The 24,961-nt window shown below is 69.4% G+C and carries 21 protein-coding genes and 1 tRNA gene; 12 read left to right on the forward strand and 10 right to left on the reverse strand.

Features of this window, described 5'->3' with window-relative positions; all coding sequences use genetic code 11:
• Window positions 1-83 precede the first annotated feature (83 nt).
• Both VF106_RS09475 and VF106_RS09480 read right to left on the reverse strand, forming a co-directional pair.
• Entirely contained in the window at window positions 84-1,085 is a 1,002-nt protein-coding gene (locus VF106_RS09475) for an LLM class flavin-dependent oxidoreductase (protein WP_330839236.1), read from the reverse strand.
• Window positions 1,082-1,666: a TetR/AcrR family transcriptional regulator gene (locus tag VF106_RS09480; protein WP_330839237.1), complete on the reverse strand. Its 585-nt coding sequence runs from the start codon at window positions 1,664-1,666 to the stop codon at window positions 1,082-1,084. Before VF106_RS09480 ends, VF106_RS09475 begins: the two co-directional genes overlap by 4 nt.
• 94 nt (window positions 1,667-1,760) lie before the next feature.
• On the opposite strand from VF106_RS09480, the gene VF106_RS09485 reads away from it, so the two are divergent.
• Entirely contained in the window at window positions 1,761-2,939 is a 1,179-nt protein-coding gene (locus tag VF106_RS09485) for a cytochrome P450 (protein WP_330839238.1), read from the forward strand.
• A 191-nt stretch (window positions 2,940-3,130) separates the two neighbouring features.
• On the opposite strand, the gene VF106_RS09490 is transcribed toward VF106_RS09485, so the two are convergent.
• The gene (locus VF106_RS09490; RefSeq protein ID WP_330839239.1) at window positions 3,131-4,162 is read right to left on the reverse strand and encodes a uroporphyrinogen decarboxylase/cobalamine-independent methonine synthase family protein; all 1,032 of its coding nucleotides are present in this window, start codon (window positions 4,160-4,162) and stop codon (window positions 3,131-3,133) included.
• A gap of 96 nt (window positions 4,163-4,258) precedes the next feature.
• Window positions 4,259-7,522: a S8 family serine peptidase gene (locus tag VF106_RS09495; RefSeq protein WP_330839240.1), complete on the reverse strand. Its 3,264-nt coding sequence runs from the start codon at window positions 7,520-7,522 to the stop codon at window positions 4,259-4,261.
• A gap of 162 nt (window positions 7,523-7,684) precedes the next feature.
• Here VF106_RS09495 and VF106_RS09500 point away from each other — a divergent pair, with 162 nt between their 5' ends.
• Together VF106_RS09500 and VF106_RS09505 are read left to right on the forward strand one after the other, a co-directional pair.
• Window positions 7,685-8,248: an RNA polymerase sigma factor gene (locus VF106_RS09500; RefSeq protein ID WP_330839242.1), complete on the forward strand. Its 564-nt coding sequence runs from the start codon at window positions 7,685-7,687 to the stop codon at window positions 8,246-8,248.
• On the forward strand, window positions 8,245-9,306 hold the full coding sequence (locus tag VF106_RS09505; protein WP_330839243.1) for a CU044_5270 family protein: 1,062 nt from the start codon (window positions 8,245-8,247) through the stop codon (window positions 9,304-9,306). The genes VF106_RS09500 and VF106_RS09505 overlap by 4 nt, the downstream gene beginning before the upstream one ends.
• A gap of 2 nt (window positions 9,307-9,308) precedes the next feature.
• Here the strand turns inward: VF106_RS09505 and VF106_RS09510 are convergent, their stop codons facing one another.
• Window positions 9,309-10,469: an FAD-dependent oxidoreductase gene (locus tag VF106_RS09510; RefSeq protein ID WP_330839244.1), complete on the reverse strand. Its 1,161-nt coding sequence runs from the start codon at window positions 10,467-10,469 to the stop codon at window positions 9,309-9,311.
• 56 nt (window positions 10,470-10,525) lie between these two features.
• Between VF106_RS09510 and VF106_RS09515 the strand changes: the two genes are divergently transcribed.
• From VF106_RS09515 to VF106_RS09530, 4 genes are read left to right on the forward strand one after another with little or no spacing between them, the layout of a single operon-like run.
• A complete protein-coding gene (locus VF106_RS09515) occupies window positions 10,526-11,158 on the forward strand; it encodes a TetR/AcrR family transcriptional regulator (protein WP_330839245.1) in 633 nt (210 codons plus the stop codon).
• Window positions 11,159-11,167: 9 nt separating this feature from the next.
• On the forward strand, window positions 11,168-12,313 hold the full coding sequence (locus tag VF106_RS09520; protein ID WP_330839246.1) for an acyl-CoA dehydrogenase family protein: 1,146 nt from the start codon (window positions 11,168-11,170) through the stop codon (window positions 12,311-12,313).
• Window positions 12,310-13,143, forward strand: coding sequence for an HTD2 family dehydratase (locus tag VF106_RS09525; RefSeq protein WP_330839247.1), 834 nt, complete (start codon window positions 12,310-12,312; stop codon window positions 13,141-13,143). Before VF106_RS09520 ends, VF106_RS09525 begins: the two co-directional genes overlap by 4 nt.
• A 54-nt stretch (window positions 13,144-13,197) precedes the next feature.
• The gene (locus VF106_RS09530) at window positions 13,198-14,064 is read left to right on the forward strand and encodes a tetratricopeptide repeat protein (RefSeq protein WP_330839248.1); all 867 of its coding nucleotides are present in this window, start codon (window positions 13,198-13,200) and stop codon (window positions 14,062-14,064) included.
• On the opposite strand, the gene VF106_RS09535 is transcribed toward VF106_RS09530, so the two are convergent.
• Complete coding sequence (locus tag VF106_RS09535) at window positions 14,019-15,236, reverse strand: Fic family protein (RefSeq protein ID WP_330839249.1); 1,218 nt, start codon at window positions 15,234-15,236, stop codon at window positions 14,019-14,021. The genes VF106_RS09530 and VF106_RS09535 overlap by 46 nt on opposite strands.
• Window positions 15,237-15,671: 435 nt before the next feature.
• Here VF106_RS09535 and VF106_RS09540 point away from each other — a divergent pair, with 435 nt between their 5' ends.
• The 3 genes from VF106_RS09540 to VF106_RS09550 are packed head-to-tail and all read left to right on the forward strand — an operon-like array spanning window position 15,672 to window position 20,135.
• Window positions 15,672-16,952, forward strand: a complete 1,281-nt coding sequence (locus VF106_RS09540; RefSeq protein WP_330839250.1) for an AAA family ATPase — start codon at window positions 15,672-15,674, stop codon at window positions 16,950-16,952.
• A gap of 60 nt (window positions 16,953-17,012) precedes the next feature.
• Entirely contained in the window at window positions 17,013-17,726 is a 714-nt protein-coding gene (locus tag VF106_RS09545; RefSeq protein WP_330839251.1) for a hypothetical protein, read from the forward strand.
• A gap of 9 nt (window positions 17,727-17,735) precedes the next feature.
• Window positions 17,736-20,135 carry a hypothetical protein gene (locus VF106_RS09550; RefSeq protein ID WP_330839252.1) on the forward strand — a complete coding sequence of 800 codons (2,400 nt, stop codon included), beginning with the start codon at window positions 17,736-17,738 and terminating at the stop codon, window positions 20,133-20,135.
• Window positions 20,136-20,149: 14 nt separating this feature from the next.
• Here the strand turns inward: VF106_RS09550 and VF106_RS09555 are convergent, their stop codons facing one another.
• Genes VF106_RS09555 through VF106_RS09565 form a run of 3 tightly spaced genes read right to left on the reverse strand, consistent with a single transcriptional unit; the run spans window position 20,150 to window position 21,601 of the window.
• Window positions 20,150-20,791, reverse strand: coding sequence for a hypothetical protein (locus VF106_RS09555; RefSeq protein WP_330839253.1), 642 nt, complete (start codon window positions 20,789-20,791; stop codon window positions 20,150-20,152).
• Complete coding sequence (locus VF106_RS09560) at window positions 20,751-21,305, reverse strand: hypothetical protein (protein ID WP_330839254.1); 555 nt, start codon at window positions 21,303-21,305, stop codon at window positions 20,751-20,753. The genes VF106_RS09555 and VF106_RS09560 overlap by 41 nt, the downstream gene beginning before the upstream one ends.
• Window positions 21,302-21,601 (reverse strand): hypothetical protein, encoded by a 300-nt coding sequence (locus VF106_RS09565; RefSeq protein WP_330839255.1) that lies wholly within the window; start codon window positions 21,599-21,601, stop codon window positions 21,302-21,304. The genes VF106_RS09560 and VF106_RS09565 overlap by 4 nt, the downstream gene beginning before the upstream one ends.
• Before the next feature lie 394 nt (window positions 21,602-21,995).
• Here VF106_RS09565 and VF106_RS09570 point away from each other — a divergent pair, with 394 nt between their 5' ends.
• The gene (locus VF106_RS09570; RefSeq protein ID WP_330839256.1) at window positions 21,996-22,199 is read left to right on the forward strand and encodes a hypothetical protein; all 204 of its coding nucleotides are present in this window, start codon (window positions 21,996-21,998) and stop codon (window positions 22,197-22,199) included.
• Between the two features lie 71 nt (window positions 22,200-22,270).
• Here the strand turns inward: VF106_RS09570 and VF106_RS09575 are convergent.
• Window positions 22,271-22,346, reverse strand: a tRNA-Lys gene (locus tag VF106_RS09575).
• A 215-nt stretch (window positions 22,347-22,561) separates the two neighbouring features.
• Here VF106_RS09575 and VF106_RS09580 point away from each other — a divergent pair.
• Window positions 22,562-23,716, forward strand: a complete 1,155-nt coding sequence (locus VF106_RS09580) for a L,D-transpeptidase (RefSeq protein WP_330839257.1) — start codon at window positions 22,562-22,564, stop codon at window positions 23,714-23,716.
• Window positions 23,717-24,961 lie beyond the last annotated feature (1,245 nt).

Raw genomic sequence — 24,961 nt, forward strand, 5'->3', positions numbered from 1 at the left:
GAGCAGCGCGCGGGCGCGGCCTTCGCGGACGGCCGGGACGCACGCCGGAGGTCCACAGTGGCCACCCGTCCGGAGCGGACAGTTCATCTCCTCGGCGAAATCGAGGCAGCGCGAGCGGGTGCCCCGTCACGAATCAGGGAGATCAGCTCGCGCAGGCCGGGCCGCTGCTCCTGCGGGGGCAACGCGAGCACCACGGAGTCGGCGCCTGCCTGCCGCAGCTGGCTGATCTTCGCCGCGCACCGGGCCGGATCGCCGACGATCGCGAGTTCGTCGATCCACTCCTCGGGAAGCCGGGCGGCGAACTCGTCCGGTGAGCCGCACTTCGCGAGCAGCCGCGTGACGTCGTCGACCAGGCCGAGTGGTTCGAGATGTGCATGGCTGGAGGGCATGGACAGCTCCGCCGCGACCTGTGGGCGGAGCCGAGCGCGTGCTCGCGCCGGGTCCGCGTCGACGCTGACGGGGCTGCACGCGACCACGAGCGGTCGGCCGGAAGGCCCCGCCTCCTCGACGAGTGCTCGCGCGTGCGCAACGTAGGCCGGTGCCGCGGGCCATGCCAGGATCACGCCGTCGGCCCGCTTTCCGGCCATGCCAAGCGATTTGGGGCCGCGAACACCGGCGAGCACCGGGGGCACGACGACCGGTGGATGGTCGAGGCGAACCCGGTCCAACCGAACGTAGTCGCCGTCGAGCGTGACCGTGTGGCCGGCGAGTAGGTCCCGGACCACCTGCAGATGTTCGCCGAGGGCGGTCAGGGGTGACTTCGGTGCGGCGCCGATCTGTCGCATCCAGCCGGCCATGCCATGCCCAAGGCCAACGATCACCCGCCCTGGGTAGATCGAAGCGAGTGCTGCGATCTCCATGGCGGTGAAGGCCGCATTGCGAGCGACGGCCGGGAGGATGCCGAGCCCGACGGTGATGCGTTCGGTCGCCGCCAAGGCGGTGGCAGCGGCGGCGATGCCGCCCGCGAAGAAACAGTCCTCGGCAAGCCACAGCTCGTCGACGCCCGACTCCTCGATCCAGGCGGCGACTTCGCCGATCCGTGACGGGGGAAGGTCGGGTCCGATGCTGAGTCCCAGTTTTGTCACCGCTGGATCGCCTGGCGTGCGGCGGCGGCCAGTTCGGTGGGGGAGTCGCCGCGTTCGAGGGCCGCTCGCATCGCCGCGCTGAGGGCGCCGAGGAGACCACCGACGACGGTGGCCGCCGCTACCTCGTCGTACCGGGTCGGGTGGGCGTCGCGCAGGACGGCGGCGAGTCGGCGTTCCAGCTCCCACAACAGGTCCAGCGAGCGTGCCCGCAGTTCGGGCTCGGCCAGGATGAGGCGTGCCTGCGCCAGGTTCACGTCCAGGCTCGGCTCCGGACAGGCCATCACCCAGTCGATCACGTGCTCGGCCGTTCTGGCGAGGGCCTCGTCCGGCTCACGGTTCTTCAGCTCGTCGGCCAGTACGTGGGCCATCACGTCGATGCGCTGCCTGCGGTAGCCCAGGAGCAGATCTTCCTTGCCGGCGAAGTGATTGAACAACGTCTTCACCGACACGCCGGCCTCTGCCGCGATCTCCGCGACCGTCGTCCTGGTGTAGCCCTGCGCCAGGAACAGCCGGGTCGCGGCCTCGTACAGCGCCTGACGTGTGCGTTCCTTCTTGCGTTCACGCAGGCCTGAGGCAGTCATCGGCACACCCTATCAGTTCAATGGTTGTAAAAAGCAGTCTGACTAGTGTTTGATAGTGAACTGTCAAAATTGCTTCGACTGGAGGGGGTCACCCATGACCGGCGTTCTGCCCACAACCAGGACTACACCGTTCGATCCACCACAGGAAGTGCTCGACGACCCTCGGCCGCTGCGCCGGATCACGTTCGCCGACGGGCATGTCGGCTGGCTCGTCGCCGGCTACGAGCTCGGCCGGGCCGTGCTAGCCGACCAACGGTTCAGCAGCAGGCTCGAACGCCGCCGCGCGTTGATCCGCAGGCCGCGGGTGGCGGAGTTCCGGGGCGCGTCCGCGCCGCCCGGGTTCTTCATCGGGATGGACCCGCCCGACCACACCCGGTTGCGCAGACTGCTCACCGGACAGTTCACCGTCCGCCGGATGAAGGCGCTCGAGCCACGCGTCGAGCAGATCGTCGTCGAGCACCTCGACGCGATGGCGCAGGCCGCGCCGCCGGTGGACCTCGTGTCCGCGTTCGCCCTGCCCATTCCGTCGCTCGTGATCTGCGAGCTGCTCGGCGTGCCCTACGCCGACCGTGAGCGTTTCCAGCGGGACAGCTCGGTTCTGCTCAGCCTGACCGCCACCGACGAGGCCGCGGCGGCCGCGATGGGCTCACTGATGGGATATCTGACCGAACTCGTCGCACGCAAGCACGCCGAGCCGACCGACGACCTGCTCAGTGGACTGGTCGCGGGTGGGGAACTCGGCGACGACGAACTGGTCGGTGTCGCGTTCCTGTTGCTGATCGCCGGGCACGAGACCACCGCGAACATGCTCGCCCTCGGCACGTTCGCCCTGCTGACCAACCCGGAACAGGCCGAGGCACTGCGCGAGGGCCGGGCCGAGGTGGCGAACGCCGTCGAGGAACTGTTGCGGTACCTCACGATCATCCAGTTCGGCATCACCCGCACCGCCGTCGAGGACGTCGAGCTGGGTGGTGAGGTGATCCACGCGGACGAGTCCGTGGCCGTGTACGCGCCGACCGTCAACCGCGACCCCGCGCGGTTCCCGCGAGGGCACGACCTGGACCTCACCGCCGACGCGCACGGCCACCTCGCCTTCGGTCACGGCGTGCACCAGTGCCTCGGGCAGCAGCTCGCCCGCATCGAGATGCGGGTCGCCTATCCCGCGCTGCTGCGCCGGTTCCCCACGCTGCGGCTCGCGGAGCCACCGGAGGACGTGCCGCTGCGCGACGACATGGCGATCTACGGCGTGCACCACCTCATGGTCGAGTGGTAAAAGCTTCGGGGCATCGCCGATGTCTCGAAAGACGCGCTGATGACGGTCAACGACCCGAGAGCGTCTTTCGAGACAGTGCCGGTGGCACACGCCGTTCACAGTGCGCGGCGCGCGGGCAGCATGATCATCGGTGGATCCGGGTTCATCACGGCCCGAGCAGCCAGAGCCGGCAAACGTTTGCGGTCACAGCACTACACGCCCAGTCGCTCCGCGGCCAGCTCGGTGCCCCGCACTCGGGCCTCGATCTTGGCGAACGCGGTCTCCCGCGACGTGGAGGTGTCGTCGGCGAACGGGGAGAACCCGCAGTCGTCGCAGGTGCCCAGGCGTTCGACCGGAATGTGGTCGGCGGCCAGCAGAACCCGGTCCCGCACCTGTTCCGGCGTCTCGATCGTCGGGTCGATCGGGTCGGTGACACCGACGAAGATCCGCTGGTCGTCGCGGGAGTGTTCGCGCACGATCCGCAGCACCCGTTCGGGGTCGGGCTCGCTGGCGAGCTGGAGGTAGAACGAGCCGGCGCGCAACGAGAACAGCTGGGGCAGCAGTTCGGCGTAGTCGATGTCCAGGCTGTGCACGGAGTCCTGGTCACCGCCGGGGCAGGTGTGGACGCCGATGCGGGCCCGCTCCTGCGCGGAGAACCGGTCCAGCACGGTGTTGTTCAGCTCGATGAACTGGCGCAGCACGCCGCCGGACGGGTCGAGCTTGAGCGACAACCGGCCCTCGGTGAAGTCCAGCTGCACCGACGACGCGCCCGCGTCCAGGCACTGGCGGATGTCCTTCTCCGCCTCGTCGGCCAGGTCCGCAAGGAACGTCTCCTGTGGATAGCCGTCGATGCCGTCGGCGGGGTAGAGGAGGCTCAACGCGGACGGGGCGATCACCGGTTGCTTCACCGGCAGGCTCGTCAGGCTCCGCGCTGTGGCCAGATACGACACGGCGTAGGTGCCGTAGCGGAACGGGCCGCCCGTCAGCCGGGGCAGCTGACGGGTGTGACCGTCGGCGAAGGGGATCACCGCGCCGTCCGGTGCGAGCGCGTCGAAACCGGTCAACGGGTAGGTGGCGAAGCTCGGTTTGCTCTGCTCGCCGTCGGTCAGCACCGGCGATCCGGTTCCTGCCAACCGTTCGATCGTCTCGGCCAGCGCCCGGTCCACCAGCGCGTCGTCGAAGTTCCCGTCCAGCAGGTACTTCGGGCGCGGGATGCTGCCGATCGGCTCGGTTGGCAAAGGCATGGGAATCCTCCCCGTCAAGATCCAGTCCCGCCACCGTAAACAGCAGAGCGAGCCCCCCGCTACGGCCAAGCGGGGGGCTCGCTGTCGTCTACTTCTCTACTTCTTCAGCGCGTACGCGTGGATGATCGTCGCCTTCGCCGAGTTACCGCCGGCATCGGACACCGACCAGCGCAGCGACGCGAACTCCGCTCGCTTCGGGTGGTTGACCTCCGCCGTCCACTGACCGTGGTGCCGGCTGATGCGGACCTTCTGCCAGGTCTTGCCGTCGTCGTAGGAGATCTCGACGACCGGCGTGTTCACCCGGCCCGGCTCCTGGGCGCCGTTGCGCTGCACGTAGACCGGGAAGCTGAACTTCTTCCCTGCCTTCGCCGCGTTGTCATTGTCCAGGTTCGGCGCGAACCGCACGGCCAGCGCCGGGATCGCCGTCGGCTCCTCACCCTCGGTGTGACCCGTGCGGAACGTCCACTCCCCATCGATCCGAGTGGACAGCCGGCCGGGCTGGGTGCTCGTCGTGCGGGCCGTGTACGTCGCCGCCTCCGGCGGGAGAACCGTGTAGACATATCCCGGGTACGGGCTTTCCGCGACCACCGCGCCGTCCCGGAGGATCTGCGTGGTGCCTTCCGCCAGGCCGTGGCTGCCGTCGTGACCGGGATTCTGGTCGCTGTGGAGACCGACGCTGAACAGGAACTCGTCACCGAGCCGCGCGAAGCTCTGCCCTGGGGCGTAGGAGGCGTACGCGAACCCTGGCCCGAACACCCCGACGTTCCACCGCTCCTTGACCGTCCGGCCGCGCTGATAGGACACCGGTGCGTTGGCGAAGTTGGCGATACCGCTCGGTGGCCACTCGTCTACGTTGGTCGTCTCGTAGAAGTACGGACGCCACTCGCTGCCCGGGGTGTAGAACTCGGTCAGCGTGTACGGCAACGCCATCGTGACGATGCCGTCCCGCACACCGATCTTGCCGGGCGTGCCGACCGCGTACGACGAGACGACCTTCGCCAGCTTGCGCACGTCGACCTCGTTGATCAGGTCCGCCGGCACACCACCGCTCTTGTCGATGTCGTACAGGTTGTACAGGTACGGGCTGGCATGGAAACCGGGCCCCGTCTCCGTGCCGTCCGGCCTGGCGAGCTGGGAGTTCATCTCGAACGTGAAGTCGCCCGGCGCACTGGTCTGCGACGGCCGGATCGAGTAGTCCTCGAAGTCCCTGGCGTACCGCCCGGCACCGGTCTCTCCCCAGGCCGTCTTCATCAGGGCGGAGGAGTACGCAGAACCCGCCACGGCCTCCGGCTTGTCGACCGTGAACCCGAGTTTCGTGCCGGTCCTCGCGTCGAACGTGAACTCCGCCGGGCCGTCCACGACGATCGCGGGCTCGATGAAGTCGGTCGACAGCCACTCACGCTCGCCGAGCTCGGTCTGCACCCAGCCGTCGAAGTAGAACGTGCCCTTCGGCACGCGCACGACCGTCGACCCCGATGGGTCGCTCTCCAGGTCCAGGTATGCCTTGGCCTTCGTGTGGTCCACGTACCGGAACCAGTACTGCGGGGTCGGGTTCCCGTTGTGGTCGAGGAACGTGAGCTTCAGGTCGTAGCTCTCGACCTCGCGGTTCACCGCGGCCGGCGTGTGGATGGTCGTGCCGCCACCGGTCGCGACGAGGGTGCCCGTGTAGACGCCGTCCGCCGCCTCGACCCTGGTGTTCGTGGTCAGGGTGGCCTCGGCGGTCCCGCCGGCCGGCACGGTGACCCGCGCGGGGGACACGGTGAACATGCCCGCCGGGGCGGCGTTCCCGTTCGGGCCGGTCATCTCGGCCGTCACGTCCAGCGTCACCGGCGCGCTGCCGGAGTTGGTGTAGGTGACGGTCTTCGTGACCGGCTGGTCGTCGTTGTGCGGCCACTGGACGGTGCCGATGCTCAGGCTGCCCGGCGCCGCGGTCACGGACGCCGTGGTGGCGGCGGCCACGTCGACGCGCCCGGCGCCCTGCTCATACACCGACAGCTCGGGGTTCGACCTGGCGCTGGACATCAGCGTCGACTTGAGCCGGTCCGCCTGCCAGTCCGGGTGTTGCCCGGCGAGGATCGCGGCGGCGCCTGCCACGTGCGGGGTCGCCATCGAGGTGCCCGACAGCGACACGTAGCCCTCGCCGGCCGGATCGCCGATCTGGCCGTGTGCCGCCTTGGCCGCCACGATGTTCACGCCCGGCGCGGTGATGTCCGGCTTGATCGCGCCGTTCCCCCAGCGAGGCCCCCGGCTGGAGAACTCGGCCAGGTCGTCGTTCCGGTCGACCGCGCCGACGGTGAGCGCGGCGTCGGCCGCCGCCGGGCTGCCGATCGACTCGTCGCCGGGACCGGAGTTGCCGGCGGCGATGACGAACAGCGCGCCGGTCTTGGCGGTGATCTCGTCGACGGCGAGCGACATCGGGTCGGTGCCGTCGCTCGGCCACGGGCTGCCGAGGCTCATGTTGATCACGTCGGCGCCGCTCGCGGCGGCCCACTCCATGCCGGCGATGATCCACGACTCGGCGCCACTGCCGAAGTCGTTCAACACCTTGCCGTTCAACAGCTTCGCGTCCGGCGCGACGCCCTTGTTCTTCGCGCCGTCGCCGGTGATGATCGACGCCACGTGCGTGCCGTGACCGAACCGGTCGTCGACGCCGGTCTCGCTCTCGCTGAAGTCCTGCGCCCCGGTGATCGCGTCGTCCAGGTCCGGGTGCGTCGCGTCGACACCCGTGTCCAGGACCGCAACCGTGGTGCCCGCCCCGGTGTGACCGGCGGCCCATGCCTCTGGCGCCCCGATCTGCGGCACGCTGTGCTCCAGGCTGGCCTTCACCGGACCGTCCAGCCAGATCCGGCTCGCGGACGTGCGTGCCGTCGCCCAGAAGGTCGGGCTCTTCTCGGCGCGCATCGCCACCGCGCTCACCGACGGCAGCTCACGCACCGCCCGCGCGCCGGCTGCCCTGGGTGTCGCGCCCGGGTAGTCGACGATCAGCGGCACGTCCTCGCGGTCCGCGTCGCCGTAACCGGACCTGGCCAACTCGCTGACGTCGAACAGGCGCGGGTCCACCCGCCCTGAGGACACGAGGCTCATGGCGTCTTCCGGGATGACGTTGACGTCGCCGTCTTCGTCGGTGTACGTGCGGAAGCCGATGTGCTCACGGCCGCGCGCCGCGGTCACGTCGACGACCTTCGAATCCCCCAGCGTGACCACGTCCCCGGTGATGAGGGTGACGGTGGTGGCTGACCCCAGTGGTGTTGCCGGCTTCACTGCCGGCGCAGCCGCTGCTGAACCGCTGAGCACTGCCGTGCTCGCGGTCGCCGCGGCGAGCAAGCCCGTGAGCGTCGCCCGGGCTCTCGCGTGGATCATGCTTCTCCTCGAGTCGCGCGGCGGCACCTCACCGGCCGCCGCTTTGATCCATAGGTAAAGACTCTGTAAGCCCCTGCCTGGTTGGCCGGCGATCTGGAAAGGTCTTTTCTCACTTGTCCGTCGGAACGGTTGGCGCGGGCCGCGGCAAGTAGTGGTGTGACGATGACCAACGTGGACTCCGATCGACCCGACCTGACGGGCCGAGCCGGCGGCGCCGCGCTGACCAGGCTGTACGACACGCATGCCCGGGATCTGCACCGCTATCTGGCCAGGCGTCTGGACGTCGTGGCCGCGGACGACCTGGTTGGCGAGACGTTCCTGGTCGCGTGGGAGCAGCGGGCGCGCTACGACCCGGCACGCGGCGCCGCGCGGGCGTGGCTGTTCGGCATCGCGACGAACCTGCTGCGCCGGCACGCGCGCATCGAGGCGCAGACGCTGCGCGCGCTCGCCAGGGACGCCGGCCGGGCCGGGGTGGTGGAGCCGGAGGACACCGCGAGCGCGTCCCGGGTCGACGCCGACCGCTCGGCCCGTTCGCTGGCCGGTGGACTGTCGGCACTGCGTGCCGAGGAACGGGACGTGTTGCTGCTGGTGGCGTGGGCCGGTCTACGCCCGGTGGAGATCGCCACCGCACTCGACCTGGACGTCCAGACCGTCCGCACCCGTCTGCACCGCGCACGGACCAAGCTGCGCGAGTGCCTTGCCCGAGAAGGAAGGGAAGCACGATGACCGACCACGACCCGATCGACGAGCTGCTCGCCGACCTGCACACCGACGTGCCGCGGATGTCGGACCGGGCCTTCGGCGCCGGCCGCACGCGCCTACAGGCCCTCGTCGCGCCAGTCGGTGTGACGACCGAACCCAAGCAGAGCACCACGGTGGCACCGCTGCGACCGCGCCGCTCGTGGCGCAGCCCACCCCGGCTGATCGCCTCGGCCGCCGCCGTCGTGGCGCTGGTCGTCGGCGGTGTGCTCGTCGTGTCCTTCGGCGACAACGCCCCGAGTGCGGCCGCGGTGGCGCAGCTCAACTCCGCCGCGGACGAGATCGACACCACCGACGTGCCGCTGGGCCCCGGCCAGTACCGCTATGTCGCCTCGCATGCCTGGAACCTGTCGACGGTGGTGTCGGCCGACCGCCCAGGGGAGTCCGGCTCCCGCGATGCCGCCCACTACCTGATGGAGGAACTGCGGGAGCTGTGGGTGCCCGCCGACCCGAAGCAGGAGTGCACGCAGCGCAGCACCATCACCGGCAACTTCAAGTGGGTGGCCGGCGACAAGAGCAAGGGCGCCGAAACGCTGGTGCCGTCCAGCTCGGAAGGCACCATCCCGTGCGGTGACGTCGCCGACGGCGGGTGGCAGCAGCCGAGCACCAAGTTCCTGGCCTCGCTGCCCCGCGACCCGGACGCCCTCTACGACCGCTTGCGTGCGGACGCCGAGGACCACGGCCAGGACCCGGACATGGAGGTGCTCGTCTACTTCGCCGACGTGCTGCGTTCCGGCCAGGTGCCCGCGGACCTGCGGGCCGCGCTGTACCGGGCGCTCGCCAAGCTGCCGGGCCTGGAGATCACCGAGCAGCTCGTCAACCTCGACGGTCACCAGGGCACCGCGTTCGGCATGAGCGTCGACGGCGACCGGCACGACGTGATCATCGACCGCACCACGGGCGACTTCATCGGTGAACGCCAGATCGACGAGGTCGGCAAGTCCGGCGTGCCGGCCGGCACGGTCATCAGCTACTCGTCGGTGGCCAACCCGGTGGTCGTCGGCGCGGTCGGCGCCACCAGCTGAACTCAGCGCGAGCCCGCACGTTCCCGTTGGCGTGCGGGCTCGTAGCTGTAGAGCCACGCCGTGGCCCTCTCGTAGACCAGTGGCACGAACACCCGCATCATCACCGCCTGCAGCCACCGCTTGACCGGACCGGCCTTCTTGGCGCCCCGGTTGTCCTCGGCGGTGCGGAGGACCTTGACGATTCGGGGGCGGCGCTCGGTGTCGTACGCGGTCAGCGCGTCAGGGATCGCCGGCTCGGTCCGCAGTGCCGCGGCGAGCGCGAGGGCGTCCTCGATCGCCATCGACGCGCCCTGCCCGGCGCCGACCGGGTGGGCCGCGTCGCCGATCAGCACCAACCGGTCGGTGTGCCAGGTCTGGATCGGGTCGACCGCGTGCAGGATCACCGTCGGCTGCAGGCGGGTCGTGGCCGCGAGGACCGCCGACGGCGTCGCCTCCTTGTACAGCTCCGCCACGCGCGCCAACCAGTCGACACCGTTTCGGTCGGGCTCGACCGGCTCGGCGACCTGCGCCGACCACCACACCTCGTCACCCACGGCGAGGTGGAGGAAGGCGCCGTTGCGAGCGAAGGTCATGTTGAACACGCCGGGTTCGACGTCGGCCATCCGTGACACCCCCGACACGCTGTAGAGCCCGGCGTACTCGGGGCGTGGGGCCGCTGGATCGAGGAGTCCGCGCACCGTCGACCAGATGCCGTCCGCGGCCACCAGCAGGTCGGCCGTGTCCCGCCTGCCGTCGGCGAACTCCACGACGACCTCCGCGGCCGTCTCGGTCAGCCCGGTCAGCCGTGCCCCGGTCACGATTCTGGCCCCGGCTTCCTGTGCTGCCTGGCGTAGTTCTGCCACGAGCCGCCCACGCATCAGCGTGACGCTGTGCAGGGGGTCGCCGCTCACCCGGCCGCGGGGCACGTCTCCCAACAGATGCCCGCCGGCCGACCACATCCGCTGCCGGGGGACGTCGACACCCGCCGCCCGCACGCGCGCCAGGCAGCCGAGCGCGTCCAGGCCCCGCAACCCGTTGCTGGCAAGGCTGACGAACGAGCCGACCTCGCCGGCCGGGTCCTCGTACGCCTCGTAGACCGTCACGTCCGCGCCGCCGCGGCACAGGGCCAGCGCCGTCGCCGCCCCGGCAACCCCGCCGCCGATCACGATCACCCGCACACCCATCACTCCCTGAACTTCGATTCACTGAACTTAAATTCAGTGAAAGTATGTTCGGTAGGATGTCGGTCGTCAACCCGGTTCGGGGGAAGGACAACGCGATGGCCCCAGGCGCCCGCAAGGAGAGGGCGGCGCAGACACGCGCCTCGCTACTGGCGGCGGCCCGGCGACTGTTCAGCGAACGTGGCTACCTGAACACCAAGATCACCGACATCACGGCCGCGGCAGGCCGCGCCACCGGCTCGTTCTACGAACACTTCGCCGACAAGGAAGAGCTGCTGCAGGCGCTGCTGGCCGAACTGGAGGCGTCCGCCGACGAGCACATGGCCGCCGGTGATCACCCGGCCGACCACGACCTGACGGACCGCGCCCAGCTGCGCGACCACATCGCCGTCGCCTGGACCGTCATGCGCGAACACCGGCCGGTCACCGTCGCCCTGTTCCAGTCGATGATCGCCGCGGACCCGGCGTCCGGCCGAGCGTGGCGCGACCTCGTCGGCCAGACCGCCGTGCTGCGCCAGCACCTGGAGTACCTGCGTGACCGCGACCATCCGCTACCCGGCGACCCGGAGCTGATCGGCGCCGCCATCGGCGCGATGCTGGCCACCCTCAACCACGCGCTGCCGCCCACGGACGACGACCAGGTCATCGACACACTGACCGACCTGCTGCTGCACGGGCTGCACGGTGCTTGACTGTCACCTGTGGATGGGCTGACCGAGGACGAAGTCGCGATCGTCGGGCTGGTGCGTGAGTTCGTGGACCGGGAGGTCCGGCCCGTCGTGCGGGAGCTGGACCACACGAACACCTACCCGGGCGAGCTCATCGACCAGATGAAGGAGATGGGCGTCTTCGGGCTCGCGATCCCGGCGCCGTGGGGCGAGGCGTACGTCTCGGCGCAGTGCTACGCGGCCGTCACCGAAGAACTGGCGCGGGGCTGGATGAGCCTGGCCGGTGCGATGGGCGGGCACACCGTCGTCGCCAAGCTCCTCATCAGCTACGGCACGGACGAGCAGAAGGACCGGTACCTGCCGAGGATGGCGACCGGGGAGATCCGGGCGACCATGGCGCTGACCGAACCCGGCGGCGGCTCGGACCTGCAGGCGCTGCGCACCACCGCCCGCCGCGACGGCGACTCGTACGTGGTCAACGGATCGAAGACGTGGATCACCAACGCACGCCGGTCGCGGCTGGTCGCGTTGCTGTGCAAGACGGACCCCGCCGCCGACCCCGCACACACGGGCATCAGCATCCTGTTGGTGGAGAAGGGTTTCCACATCTCCCGGGACCTCCCGAAGCTGGGCTACAAGGGCGTGGAGAGCTGCGAGCTGTCCTTCGACGACGTCAGGGTGCCCGCCAACGCGCTCCTCGGCGGGGTGGAGGGGCAGGGGTTCGCGCAGATGATGCGGGGCCTGGAGATCGGCCGGATCCAGGTCGCCAGCCGCGCACTCGGCGTCGGGCGGGCCGCGCTGGAGGACTCCCTGCGGTACGCCCAGGAACGGGAGGCCTTCGGCAAACCCATCTGGCAGCACCAGTCGATCGGCAACTACCTGGCCGACATGGCCACGAAGCTGGAGGCGGCCCGCCAGCTCGTGCACTACGCCGCCCGCCGCTACGACTCCGGTGACCGCGCGGACATGGAAGCCGGCATGGCCAAGCTGTTCGCCTCCGAGACGGCGATGGAGGTCGCGCTGAACGCGGTCCGCATCCACGGCGGCTACGGCTACTCGACCGAGTTCGATGTGGAGCGTTACTTCCGCGACGCGCCACTGATGATCGTGGGCGAAGGCACCAACGAGATCCAACGCACGGTGATCGCACGCCAGCTCGTACGGCGGTACCGGTCATGATCGTCGAGCACACCGAGGTTCTGCGCCAGGAGCCCGCGGCGGCGCTGGGGGCGTTGCTCGGCGTCCCGGTGCCGGACCTCGACCGCGACGGACTTCCCCTGCTGTGGCACTGGTTCTACCTGCTCGACCGGGTGCCGCAGGCCGACCTCGGGCCGGACGGCCACCCGGTCCGCGGCACCGTTCCGGCGCCACCCGCGCCAGGCCTGCGTCGCATGTGGGCGGGCGGCCGGGTCACCGCGCTGGGGCCGCTGCGCTGTGGCGAGTCCGCCACGCGGCGCTCACAGGTCCTGTCGGTACGGGAGAAACCGGGCCGCTCCGGGCTACTGACCTTCGTCGTGGTCGAGCATCGCATCGTCCAGTTCGGACAGCTCGCGGTCGACGAGCAGCAGGACATCGTCTACCGCGAACCAAGCCCTCTGTCCATGCCGGACAGCGGGCCGGTCGTCCCGGTCGCCGACGACGAGTGGTCCATCGACATCACCCCGACGCTCCTGTTCCGTTTCTCCGCCCTGACCTTCAACGCACACCGCATCCACTACGACCGCGACTACGCCAGGGACGTCGAGGGCTACCCCGGCCTGCTCACCCACGGTCCGCTCCAGGCCCTCGCCATGGCCGAGGCCGCACGCACCACCGGCCCACAGCACTTCGAGTACCGGCTCGTCGCGCCTCTCTTCGACCACCAAGGTCTGGTGGTCAGGGCGGACAAGGGTCCGGAGCACACCACGACCTCGGTACGGGACATCCACGGCCGCCGCACCGCGACCGGCCGCTTGAGCGGACACGCCGGCGGTCAGACCACGGGAACGGCGGCCTGGCGGCCGTGGTAGGCCATCATTACGCCGACGGGTCGTACGTCGGCGGAGGTGGGTGACGCACCGGACATGTCGGAGCACGCGCGCGTCCTCGAGCTCATCCAGGAGGTGAGCCTCGATCGGCACGAACCGGCACGGGTCGAGTCGTGGCTGGCCGACCACCGTGCTGAGGTGCTGGCCGCGGTCCGGGCCTGTGACCGGGACGGGCTGCGCGGGACGGGGACGCGGCTGGCGGCGGCCGTCTGGCCCGCCGCTGGCCTTCTGCGGGATCCGGGCTGGTGGGAGGACCTGGCCGAGGCCGGGGAGGCCCTGGCCATCGCCGACCGGGACCCGGCGATGCTGGTCGACCTGTTGCACGGCGGCGCGGCGACGTTCGCCGAGCACGGCGACCGGCGGCGGGCGGAGGAGCGGTGGGTGCGTGCGCTGGCGATCGTCCGCCGCGACGGACTGCGGGACCGCCGCCGGAGCCAGGCCGTACTGAGCTCGCTCGGCGCGCTCTACCGCGGCTGGGGTCGGTTGAGCAAGGCACTCGACGCGTACCTGGGGCTGGTTGACCTGCGGCGGGAGGTCGGTGACCCGGTCGGGACGGCAGACGCGCTTGCCGAGGTCGGCGCCACGATGCACGCCGCGGGCCGGTTGGCCTCGGCCATGGACTACTTCGACCGGGCCGACCGCGAGATGAGCCATGCCGGCGCCGAGCCCCAGCTGCTGCCTGTCCACGCCCGCATCCTGGTGTGGTGTGGTCGAACCAGATGGGAACAGGGCCAGCACGGCGCGGCCCGCCGCCGGTGGAGCCGGGCACTGGCCCTGCTCGTCGACGTCGACGAGGTGGCCGCGAACCGGGTCAGGGCGCTCCTCGCGACCGATCCGGGCAGCCTTCCCGAGTTCCCCTACCTGTCGAACACGTCCTCGTCGCCGTCGGGCGGGGTCGGGTAGCTCAGCTCGAAGAGGTTCATGACATCCGGGACCGTGAAGATCTGCCGGTAGTTCCGCCCGTTCATGCTGCGCACCACGCCGAGGCGTACGAGCTGTTTCGTGAGGCTGGCGGCCTGCTGCACCGTGATGCCACAACGTTGCGCGATCTGCAGGTTCGTCGTGAGCGGGGTGCCGGCCAGGTCGCGGGTCACCCGCACGATTCCGTCCATTCGCTTACCGAGCCGACCGAGATGTTCCTCACTGATCCGCTCCGCGCGATTGATGAATCGCAGCTGGCTTCGGCACAACGTCGCGATGCCGGTCGCGAAGAATACCAGGAATCCGTCGAGGTCGCCCTCGTGCACCATGCCGAGAATGTGTTTGCGGTAATCGTCACGGTCCCGGCTCAGCCATTCCGACACGGGCAGCAGCGGATCGCGCAGCGTGCCTTCCCGAATCAGTGCGAGCGTGATGTACAACCGGGACAGGTGCCCGGCGTGCGCCACCGGGGACAGGACGGCGAGCTGGTAGTGGCCCAGCGCGACCCTGGCCAGCAGCGGCGCCTCGCAGCCGGAGTCCACCCACGCCGTCCACTGCATGCCGCCGGTCTGCAGCTCCGCGCCAGGCGGGACGGTGAGCAGGTACGCGTCGCGGGCATCGGGGCCACCAAGCCAACCCTGCTCCTGGCGCCAGCTCACGTCGGTGACGTCGTCGCCGTCGATGACCGCCAGCGTCTCGGCGGTACCGTCGAGAATGGCGCCGAGTTGGCTCAACAGAGCGAGATTCACCGAGCCGCCGTTGCGGACCCAGCGCACCGCCTCGTCGTTGGCCAACAGGTAACGCCGCAGCCGGAGGTCGATAGCCGGGGCGTCGACCGCGCCAGGCAGGTCCGCCACCAGCAACTCCCGCAGCGCCGCGAAAACACCACCGAGCTCGCCCGAGCCGTGCACGTCGCGGAGCTGCGCCAGGCGCACCAGACCAGCTCGGTTGGGCAAACGTGCCGCCGCCTCGTCCAACCGGCCTATTGCCTGTTCCGCTTCAGCGAGGATCCGGTAGGTCTGCGGTTGCAGCCGCACCATTGACGGCAACGGCCGCGGCAGGAACGCCCCCTGTAGGCGCACATGTGCGGGAATGTCGCTGATGCCTTCCGCGAGGAACCACCGACCTGTCTCCGCGGGCATTGCGTCAGGCATGGCGGAAAGACTGGCCGACCGAACCAGATATCGGCAAACCTTTCAAAGTCCACACGCAAGATCACCACCCAGGCCGGCCTCCGTCAATTAGAGGGCGAAGCCGGGGTGATTCACCTTCGAACGGCTTCGTGCCAAATCGCCCACAAGGGGCACCCGGTCCTCCCTCCGCGGACCTCACCGCCAGGCTCCACCTCATAGTCGAACAAATGTTCGACGGGTTGTCAAGGTGTGTTCGAGGGTGCCAGGTCGTCGTGGGTGGGTCCTCGTGCCGGCCCGGGGTCGTCGGTCTCGCCGCCGCACGGGTCGGTGGCGAGGCCGAATATCACCCACAAGTGGGATATTCGGTCGTATTCGTGATGGCTGCGCGGGTGCGTGTAGTGCGGTCGTACTAGCGTGGTCGTTCGGTATTGTTTGCCGGAATTGAACGAGGTTCTGATGGGTGTTGATGCCGGCCGTGTCGAGGACGCCGAGACGCTGGTTTTCATCAATTACCGGAGCAGCGACGGCGCTTCGGCTGCCGCGCTCCTGCACACGGAACTGTCCGACCGGTTCGGTGCTGAGGCGGTGTTCCTCGACTACGAGTCCATACCGCTGGGCAAGGTCTACAGTTCGGTGCTGCTGGATCGGGTGCGCGGCTGCGCGGTTCTGCTCGTCGTCGTGGGCGACCGATGGCTGGCGGCCGGTGACGACGGGCAGCGGCCGATCGACAGGGAAGGCGACTGGGTCCGCAGGGAAATCCTGGAGGCACTGGCGCACGGCGTTCCGGTGGTGCCCGTCCTGTTCGGTATCGAGACTTTGGAGCCGAAATTCCTGCCGCAGGAGCTGAAGATATTGAGTAACCTTCAGTCCTTTCGGATCAACCGCCTCCAGCGTGCGGATATCAAGGCTCTCGGCGATTTCCTCGTTCGCCACATTCCTCGACTCGACGTCTCCCGTCGCCGGCACTCTCCGGCGGTTCTCGATCGCTACCACGACGTCCTCGACCGGCTCGACGACATCCAGCTGACCCGCCGTCCCTGGCTGGTCAGCCGCATCGAGGCCTTCCTCGCCGAGGAGCCAAGGGGGTATTTCTTCATCGAGGGCAAGACCGGCGTCGGCAAGACGACGTTCGTGGCCCAACTCGCGGCCGAACACGACTATCCACACCACTTCGTGTCGAACACCGGTCAGCGGCGCACCATCGCCGGTGCGCTGCGCAGCCTCGGGAACCAACTCGTCGCCCGCTACCGGCTCGACCACGACCCGGCGTCGACCGGTGATCCGGTCGTGTTCCATGACGTGCTCCACGCGTCAGCCGCCGCGGCCGCCGAACGCGGGCACAAGCTCATGCTGGTCGTGGACGGCCTCGACCAGGCCGTCGAACACAGGGACCTGCCGCTCGCCCTGCCCGCGACGTTGCCCGACAACGCGTACGTGATCGCCACCGCACGCGAGGGCGTCGCGCTGTACGCCCGCGAACGGCCCTACGACCATGTCCGGATCGAGCCGCGTGCCACCGACAACGCGGCCGACATCCGCCGCCACATCGAGGAGACGCTGCATGCCGACGCGACTCTGCGAACGCTGGTGGCCGCGAAGCTGCCGGTCGAGGAGTTCCGCGACACCCTCGCACAGCGCTGTGCCGGGGTGTGGATCTACCTGCGGCACGCGTTGGCGGACGTGCGAGCCGGTCGAGTCGCCCCGGACGACCTGCAGTCGCTGCCTCCCGACCTGTGAACCTTCTACAGCCGCACCCTGAACGAGCTGAGCGAGACCAGCGACCTGGCCCTGCCCGCGTTGAGCGCGCTCGCGTGCGCCGCCGAGCCGCTGAACCTGGACACCCTGGTGGCGCTCGCTGGCATCGAGAATTTCCCCGAGCTGGTGCGTGAACTGCGTGGCGTCATGACCGGCCGCGTGCGCGCCTTCGTTGAAACGGTGGGAAAAGAGGACGACCGCTACTTCACGACCCTGCACGACAGCGCCCGCGAGTACCTTCTCGGCGAGCGGCCGGACGACACTATGTCGGGGGACGAACAACAGCTGGACCTGCTGGCGACGACGGCCATGGCGACCCATCGCCGGATCATCGACCGCTACCTGGTCGCGCTGTTCGGCACGACCGTCCCCGCGGTGGTCACCACCGACCCCCGGCGGCTGGGACAGCTGGACGCCGGCTACGGGCTGCGGAACCTGGCGGGACACCTGGCCGCCGTCGGGGACGTCGACGTCCTGCACCAGCTCCTGACCGCCGAGATCGCCCGCGGGAGGGAACCGGCCAACGCGTGGTTCAGTGCGCACGCGGCACACGGCACCTTCGCCGACTACCAGGAATCCCTGGCGTTGGCGCGCCGGCTCGCGGCCGAGGACACCGACATGGACCTCGAACAGGGCGGGCTGGCCGGGTCGATGGCCAGGGAGATCCGCTACGCGCTCATGGCGGGCAGCGTCGAGTCGATCACCGCCGGAGTACGCCCGGGACTGCTGCGTGCGCTGGTGGAAGGCCGGGTGTAGGCCCCGCGAGTGGCACTCGGGTGGATCCGGGCGGTCGACAGCTACGCGATCCAGGTCGAGCTGGTCGCGGCGCTGGCGGAGGCCCAGCGACCCGGTGAGGGGTTCTGCCTGTCGGGTTGGGATGCCTGGCACGCCCTGCAACTGGTGTTCCCGCCGGCGTCCAAACGGGCCTACGCCGTCGCCGGCACCGTGCTCGCGCGCCTGCCGGGGGATGTCCGGGAACCGATCGTCGAGGAGCAGCTGGCGCTCGGGCTCGACAGCACGTACCCGTACCGGGCGGAGGCGCTTGGCATGCTGGGTGCGGTTCTCGCGCCGGCGGACATGGCGCGAGCGCTGACGGCCGCACTGGAGTCGTCGAGTGAAACGGCGCTACTCGGGCTGATCCCGCACGTCCCGGCGTCGGACCTACTCCGTATCGACGAAGCCGTCGCGGACCGGTCCTCTGTGGACTACTGGTGGCGTCAGGTGCATCGAGCCCTCGCTCTGCGTCTGGGGGAGGAGCGCCTGGCACCGGACCGGGTCGCCACCTACCTCACCGCCGAGCTGATCACGCGGATGTACCACGACGACCCGACCGACGCCACCCACCGGCTGGCCGGGTTCGTCGAGGAGGACCGGCTCATCCAGGTGCTGAACACCGCGCTCGACCGGGCCACCGAAACGCCGGGCGAAGTCGACGCCGAGAAGCTGATCCGGCTCAGCGAGTTCCTGCACGGTTCGCCACTCGACCGCGCCCTGGCCCTGGCTCGCCGCATCGGCCAGGACCGGCCGTCGTGGGTACGGACCAGGACGTTGGCCGCGCTGGCCCGGGTGGTGCCGGAGAAACAACGACCGGACCTGGCGCAGGAGGCGCTGCGTGCGCTGCCAGAACCGGGCTCCCGCTTCGACCTCTGCCGCGACGAGACGCTGCGTCATCTCGCTGACGGTGCCAGTGGGAAAACGGTTGCGGCCGTTCGGAAAGCCGCCCGCGACCTGGAAGCCCACCAGCAGGCGGTCGTGCTCGCCACGCTGTCCGGATCGCTGCGTGACGAGGCGCTCGACCTCGCCGAGACCTGCTGGGGTTGGCAGCGTGCGGAGGCGTTGATCGGGATGGCCCCGCACCTGGACCACCGCACCCGGCTACGGGCGCTGGATCTGGTGGCCGGCATCGGTCACGGCCTTGGCCACGCGCGATACCGGGCGGACGCACTGGACGCGCTGGTCGCGGGAACCAGGGACGAGGAGGAGTTGGCGTACGCGGCCAGGGCCGCGAGGCGGATCGGCGACCTGCGGCCCCAGGCCGACGCACTCGCCGCGCTGACCGGCCAGGTGTCGTGGGCGAGGCGGGCGGGCCTGCGTGGGCGGGTCGAGGAACTGGTGGCCGCGCTACCCGCCGCAGAGCGGGTCGATCCGCTGATCGCCCTGGCAGAACATGCGCCCGACGGTGAACTCTTGCGCCGCGCCGCCGATCTCCTCCCCGCCAAGCGAGAGATGGGCGACCACGGGTTCGCGGACCGGCTGGCCGCCGTTCGGCCGGCGCTCACCGAACGCGAGATCCACGACCGGCTGGCCGAGGCCGTGTACCTCCTCCAGGACGAGGACGCTCTTGACGTCTGGCGCGTGCTGGGGCCGAGCCTGCCGCCGGGCCGGGGGACGGACAAGTTCTGGAAAGCAATGAAGAAGCGGCTGCGCACCGCACCGGACTCCCGGTTCGGCCGATACCTCGCGATGATCGCCCCGCTGGTCGACCCGGACGAGGTCGACGAGCTACGCACGAAGGCGAGCGAACTCGACGCGGAACACCGGGTGCTGCCGTTGGCTGCGGTGGTGCGCTGCCTCGCCGAGCCGGACCGGCGGCACGTCATCGGGCAGGTGCTGGCCGACATGAGCCGAACCGACACGCTGCGGCCGTACCCGGTGGCGTTGCTGGCCGAGGCCATGACCGACACCGAACGGGACCGACTGCTCGACCTCGTGCTGGAGAAGATCAGCACGGCATGGTGGTTCCTGGACGTGCTCGCCATGCTGCTGCCACACCTGTCTGAGCCGCAACGTGCCCGCGCGTCGACGGCCGGTGTGGCCGTACTGTCCACACAGGCCGCCATGCCCGGCAGGGATTTCACCGCGGTGGCAAGGCATGCGCCCCCGGAGTTCCTGCAAGCACTCCTGGCCGCAACACGCTTCGCGCCGGAGTCGAACAAGAGCCGCGCGATCACCGCGACGTTGACCGCCCACGCCAACAAGTCCCCGTCCTGGCACAGGGACCCGGACGGTCTCGGCTCCGTGCGTGACCTGCTGCCCGGCCTGGGAAGACCCGGCCTGCTGACCGTACTGGCGGCGGCAACTCCCACCCTCGCCCGCGAAGGCGGCCGCCAAACCAGCGACGACTGCGTCACGGCAATCGAGGACGTGGTGAGGTGGTGGCCCTGACCGGCGAGCCCATGTCACAGTTTCGCGCGGTTCATGCGTGCGATCAGCGTGGTCTTGCGGGCGTGGGCCTGTCGAAGGGCCGTGCAGCGCCGCGTGAATTCCTTCGGTTGGTTGGCCCGTTCGGCCAGGGCCCGCAGGTCTGTCAGGAGCGTGACGGCGGTGTCGTATCCGTCGGGCGTGCGGGTCGCGATCATCGCGTCGACACGCGTCCAGGCGGCTTCCTCGTCGCGCGAAAGCTCGTCCAGGCGGCGCTCGCGCGTGAGTGCTTCGTCGCGTTCGCGACGGGCTTGTTCCTCCGCGCGTTCGGCGGCTTCGCGGCGTTTCCGTTCGGCGTGCCAGCGTGCGGCACCATCGAGAAGCTCACGCACAGCGCGGCGCGGCGGGCACGCTGCTGCCGGCGCGGTTTCGTCACGGAACCGGCGCAGCAGCTCCAGCCGCACGGTCGCGCCGTCGCCCTGGGCGACGCGCAGGAGCAGCCGATCCTTCTCGGTTTCGGGCAGCGTCGCCACCCAGGAAGCGAGGCCTGCGGGATCGTCGATCGCCTTCTCGAGCGGCGGGCTCGCCTCGGCCGCGAACGCGAGCAGCTCCTCGTCGACGCGGAGGAAGTCGGCCAGCTCACGCTGTGGTGCGGTCAGTGTCCGCAGTCCCGGCGGCACAGGGTGGTTCGAGTTCGTCCTCGTCGATGTCCGGCTCGTCGACGATCGCCTGCAGTCCACACCCAGCCAACCATGCCAAATAGAGCGCACGGTGGTCACCGGTGGCGAGCTCGCTCCGGACGCCGATGATGGCCGCCAGCATTCCCGGCGGTTCGACGTCCCAGTCGCCTTCCTCATCCTCGTTGACCAGACTGAGGACAAGGTGTTTGTCCACGGTCCAGGCGGTGACCTCGTCCCCGATGCAGTATTGGTCGACCACGTCCAGGTCGAGCACCGTGGTGGGCAGGCGGAGCATGAGATGCCGTGTGCCCCAGTTGGCCAGATACAGGTGCGCGTCGTAGTAGCGCTCCATCATCTTGCTCGGGTTACCGCTGAAATCGCCCCAGTGATATTCGTTGACGAAGCTCGTGGCGCTGATCCGCGCACGGGTGGACAGTGACCGCACCTCGGCCTGCGCCCGCTCGTCGAGCGGCCGGTCGACCGCGAGGAACTCGTAGTACTGGTACGTGCTCAACGCCCATCCCCAAACGGTGTCGCACGAAATCCCGAGTCGTCGCCGAGATGGAAGAACAGGTGCCCGGTGAGCCCACCGTCCTCCATGAGCGCGGCCCAGCCGCGTCCGTTTACCTGGTCGCCCTCGTCGTCGCCTTCCCAGCTGAACTCGACGAACGGCCGGTCGTCCCGCTCGGACCACCGGCAGTCCAACCAGCCACGAACCGCGATGAACCCGAACTCACCAGTCCCCTTCCTGCCGAATTCGATGAACCCGGGGCCGACGAGTTCGATCGCGTCCTGATCCCAGTTGTCCATCTCCACAATCCGCCACCGACCAGTCCGGCCCTTCACTCGATCCTCCATCCATGCCGTCATCGCCGGCGAGGCTAGCCTTCGTCTTCGGGGCAACTTGCGCGGTGCGTGTGATCTCGCGCCGCACAGCCCCATGTTGAGGTGGAATCGATATCGGTGCGTGCGGGCCGCTCCGAACCCGATTCCTTTCGGAATTTTCACTCCGTCGAATGTGCCAAGCCTCGCGCTCGTGAACCTGGCGTGGCTCCGGCGAGGTCAAGGTCCGTATCGGGCCAGTATTTGGGGCGTGGGGCGGCCCTGCGGGTCGAAGTCTGGTCGTAGATGAGCGGCGAGGATGCGCTGAGCAGTGATCCGGACCTTCCGTTCTTGACCCGACAGAGCTGCCCTCTGCCGCTCTGTGGGGTCGCCCCGGCAGCGCCGCGACCAGCACACGGGCAGCACCGAGAATGCCGACCACGTGTTCACCAGACCGGACGGCCAGCCCTGGCGCCGGCCCGCTCACACCGCCGCCATCGTGTCCAAACGACTCGGCCACTCCACCTACACGGTCACCGCCGACACCTACTGCCACCTGCTTCCCAGGGTCGGCCGGGCAGCCTAGCGATCCCTCGCTGTGGGCCGAAAAGATCATGGCCCGAGGCAAAGCCTCGGGCCATCTGTACTGCTCATCGATGGTACGCCGCCAGGGACTCGAACCCCGAACCCGCTGGTTAAGAGCCAGCTGCTCTGCCAATTGAGCTAGCGGCGCCCGCTGGAAGGTTTCCCCTCCGGCGCAACGTCTGGAACGCTATCACGTCCCTTAGGGAGGGTCGTAACGGGATCCCTTTCGGGTCGAAGGCCTGCCACGGGGATTGTCGGACCGATCCGGCAGACTATGCATGAACGAACATGGGTTGGATGGGGGTCAGGATGACGCGGGGTCGACGCCGACGGCTTCTCCTCGGGAGCGTTGTTGGGCTGGCTGTGCTGTTAGTCGCGGGCTGTACCAGCGGGCCCGCCGCTGGGGAGGGGAACGACGCCGCGCGGAAGACGACGTCGAGCACCCGCCCGGCGCCGCCGAAGAAGCCGGTACAGCTCTCGATCACGCCGGGGCACCAGGCGGCCGGCATTGAGCCGGGGGCGCCGGTCACGATCGCGGCGGTGGACGGCAAGGTCACCGAGGTCACGCTGGTCAACGAGGCCGGCGAGCCGGTCGCGGGGCAGCTGTCGCCGGATGCGACCACGTGGCAGACGACCGAGCCGCTCGGCTTCGGCAAGACCTACACGGCGACCGTGGCCGGGCAGGGCACCGACGGCAAGACGGCGTCGGCCACGTCCGTGTTCACGACCGCCACGGCACGGCTCAAGGCCGACCTGTCGATGAACCCGCTGGACGGCCAGACCGTCGGCGTGGGCCAGCCGCTCGCGTTCTACTTCGACGCCGCGGTCGCCAACAAGGCCGCCGTCGAGAAGGCGATCCAGATCCAGACCACGCCGGCCACCGAGGGCGCCTTCTACTGGTTCGACGACAAGGAGGTGCAGTGGCGGCCCAGGGAGTACTGGGCGGCGGGCACCAAGGTGTCGATCAACGCGGCGATCTACGGCAAGGACTTCGGGAACGGCGTCTACGGCAGCGACAGCCGTGTAGCGAACATCACGATCGGCGACGCGGTGGTCGCCACCGCGGACGGCGCCAGCCACCAGATGACGGTGACCGTGAACGGCGCGGTGGCGCGCACGATACCGATCTCGATGGGCAAACCGGGTCACGAGACCCCGCAGGGCACCTACGTGGTGATGAGCGAGCACACCAACTACACGATGGACTCGAGCACGTACGGCGTACCAACAGACGCGCCGCAGGGCTACCGCACCACGGTCGCGGTCGCGAGCCGCATGTCGAACAGCGGCATCTTCTACCACTCGGCCCCGTGGTCAGTAGGCGACCAGGGCCGCCGCAACGTGAGCCACGGCTGCATCAACATGACCACAGAAGCCGCCAACTGGTTACAAAGCATCTCCAACAAGGGCGACGTGATCACCGTCCAAAACAGCGGCGGCCCAACACTCGAACCGTGGGACGGCCTGGGCGTCTGGCAAATCCCCTGGGACCAGTGGGCAACAGGCGGCAAAAAGTAACCAGGGCACAAACCCAAAGAACAACCCACACAGATGGGCTCTGCCAGAAACCCGGCAGAGCCCATCCCCGCACAGCCGACACCCGCACGCGGGAGACCACTGCGCGTTGGACCGGTGGCTTGGCTCGAACCCGAGGGTAGGCGCGGAAGCAGGCCCCCGAGCATGACCAGCCAAGGCTCACGCAAGGCCGCTGGCGAGCGTGGCGGAGCAGGGCCCTTGGGCCGGCGCCGGGCCTGCTCAGGAGGGTGAAGGCAGCACGCTCGATCGAGCAACGTCGACGCTCGGCGACAGGTAAGGCGGCGTCGCCAAGCATGGTTGGACGAGGGCACGTGCATGGCTGCTGGCGGGCGTCAGCCAGGCGGAGAATCAAGCTGCGACGGCACTAAGCGGCAGGTAGACCCAGGTCAGCGCCGCACGGCGAGCCAGGGACCGCGCGTGACACCGAAAGGCCTCGCGCCGCAGGGTGTGGCGCGAAACGCGGCGGCGAAGAGACGAACGGGCCCCAGTGGGCACAGGACAGCCCCGGTGAAAAGGCCACCGAGAAGGACGAATCGCCCGCGCAGAGCGAGCCGCGAGAACAAGCCGAGGACGCCAGACAGGAAGACCAGAGCAGGAAGACCCACCGAGCGAAGGCGCAGGTCAGCGAGGCACGGCGAGCCAGGAACCGCGCGTGACACCGAAAGGCGCCGCGCCGCAGGGCGTGCCGCGAAACGCGGCGGCGAAGAGACGAACAAGCCCCAGGGGACAAACGACAGCCCTGGTGAAAGGCCACCGAGAAGGACGAATCGCCCCGCACAGAGCGAGCGCGAGAACAAGCCGAGCACGCCAGACAGGAAGACCAGAGCAGGAAGTCCGACCGAGGGAAGGCGAGAGACAAGCGTGGGGGGCATGGGGGGCTCGGGCCCCCCAACATGATGACGAACCCGCCCCGGGAAGGTGGCCCCGAAGGGCCACCGAACAGGGATATCTACGGGTGAGTGACGGGACTTGAACCCGCGACATCCTGGACCACAACAGGGTCCGCCATGTGCCGATATCGGGAACTAGTGGACGTTTGACCAGGTCAAAGGGCATTCGGGCACCGCAGGCAACATCGCCTGACCCAGCCTGACTCGACCTGACGGGAGCGCCCCGCTCCCAGTCTCGCTCCCACTCGGAATGTTGCACCGCTGGCGTGACTGGGCCGGACGCGCTCTCCACGACTTGGCAAGACACCGGCTGGCTATCACATTCAGTGGGTCCTGA

The sequence above is a fragment of the Actinophytocola sp. genome, from assembly GCF_036378875.1.
Lineage (GTDB): Bacteria > Actinomycetota > Actinomycetes > Mycobacteriales > Pseudonocardiaceae > Actinophytocola.

Excerpts from the sequence above, each read along its gene's own strand:
- VF106_RS09540 (WP_330839250.1), top strand. The coding sequence starts at position 15,672 with ATGGGTGTTGATGCCGGCCGTGTCGAGGACGCCGAGACGCTGGTTTTC.
- VF106_RS09490 (WP_330839239.1), bottom strand. The coding sequence starts at position 4,162 with ATGCCTTTGCCAACCGAGCCGATCGGCAGCATCCCGCGCCCGAAGTAC.
- VF106_RS09495 (WP_330839240.1), bottom strand. The coding sequence starts at position 7,522 with ATGATCCACGCGAGAGCCCGGGCGACGCTCACGGGCTTGCTCGCCGCG.
- VF106_RS09525 (WP_330839247.1), top strand. The coding sequence starts at position 12,310 with ATGATCGTCGAGCACACCGAGGTTCTGCGCCAGGAGCCCGCGGCGGCG.
- VF106_RS09480 (WP_330839237.1), bottom strand. The coding sequence starts at position 1,666 with ATGACTGCCTCAGGCCTGCGTGAACGCAAGAAGGAACGCACACGTCAG.
- VF106_RS09535 (WP_330839249.1), bottom strand. The coding sequence starts at position 15,236 with ATGCCTGACGCAATGCCCGCGGAGACAGGTCGGTGGTTCCTCGCGGAA.
- VF106_RS09485 (WP_330839238.1), top strand. The coding sequence starts at position 1,761 with ATGACCGGCGTTCTGCCCACAACCAGGACTACACCGTTCGATCCACCA.
- VF106_RS09530 (WP_330839248.1), top strand. The coding sequence starts at position 13,198 with ATGTCGGAGCACGCGCGCGTCCTCGAGCTCATCCAGGAGGTGAGCCTC.
- VF106_RS09515 (WP_330839245.1), top strand. The coding sequence starts at position 10,526 with ATGTCGGTCGTCAACCCGGTTCGGGGGAAGGACAACGCGATGGCCCCA.
- VF106_RS09565 (WP_330839255.1), bottom strand. The coding sequence starts at position 21,601 with ATGGACAACTGGGATCAGGACGCGATCGAACTCGTCGGCCCCGGGTTC.
- VF106_RS09500 (WP_330839242.1), top strand. The coding sequence starts at position 7,685 with ATGACCAACGTGGACTCCGATCGACCCGACCTGACGGGCCGAGCCGGC.
- VF106_RS09510 (WP_330839244.1), bottom strand. The coding sequence starts at position 10,469 with ATGGGTGTGCGGGTGATCGTGATCGGCGGCGGGGTTGCCGGGGCGGCG.
- VF106_RS09505 (WP_330839243.1), top strand. The coding sequence starts at position 8,245 with ATGACCGACCACGACCCGATCGACGAGCTGCTCGCCGACCTGCACACC.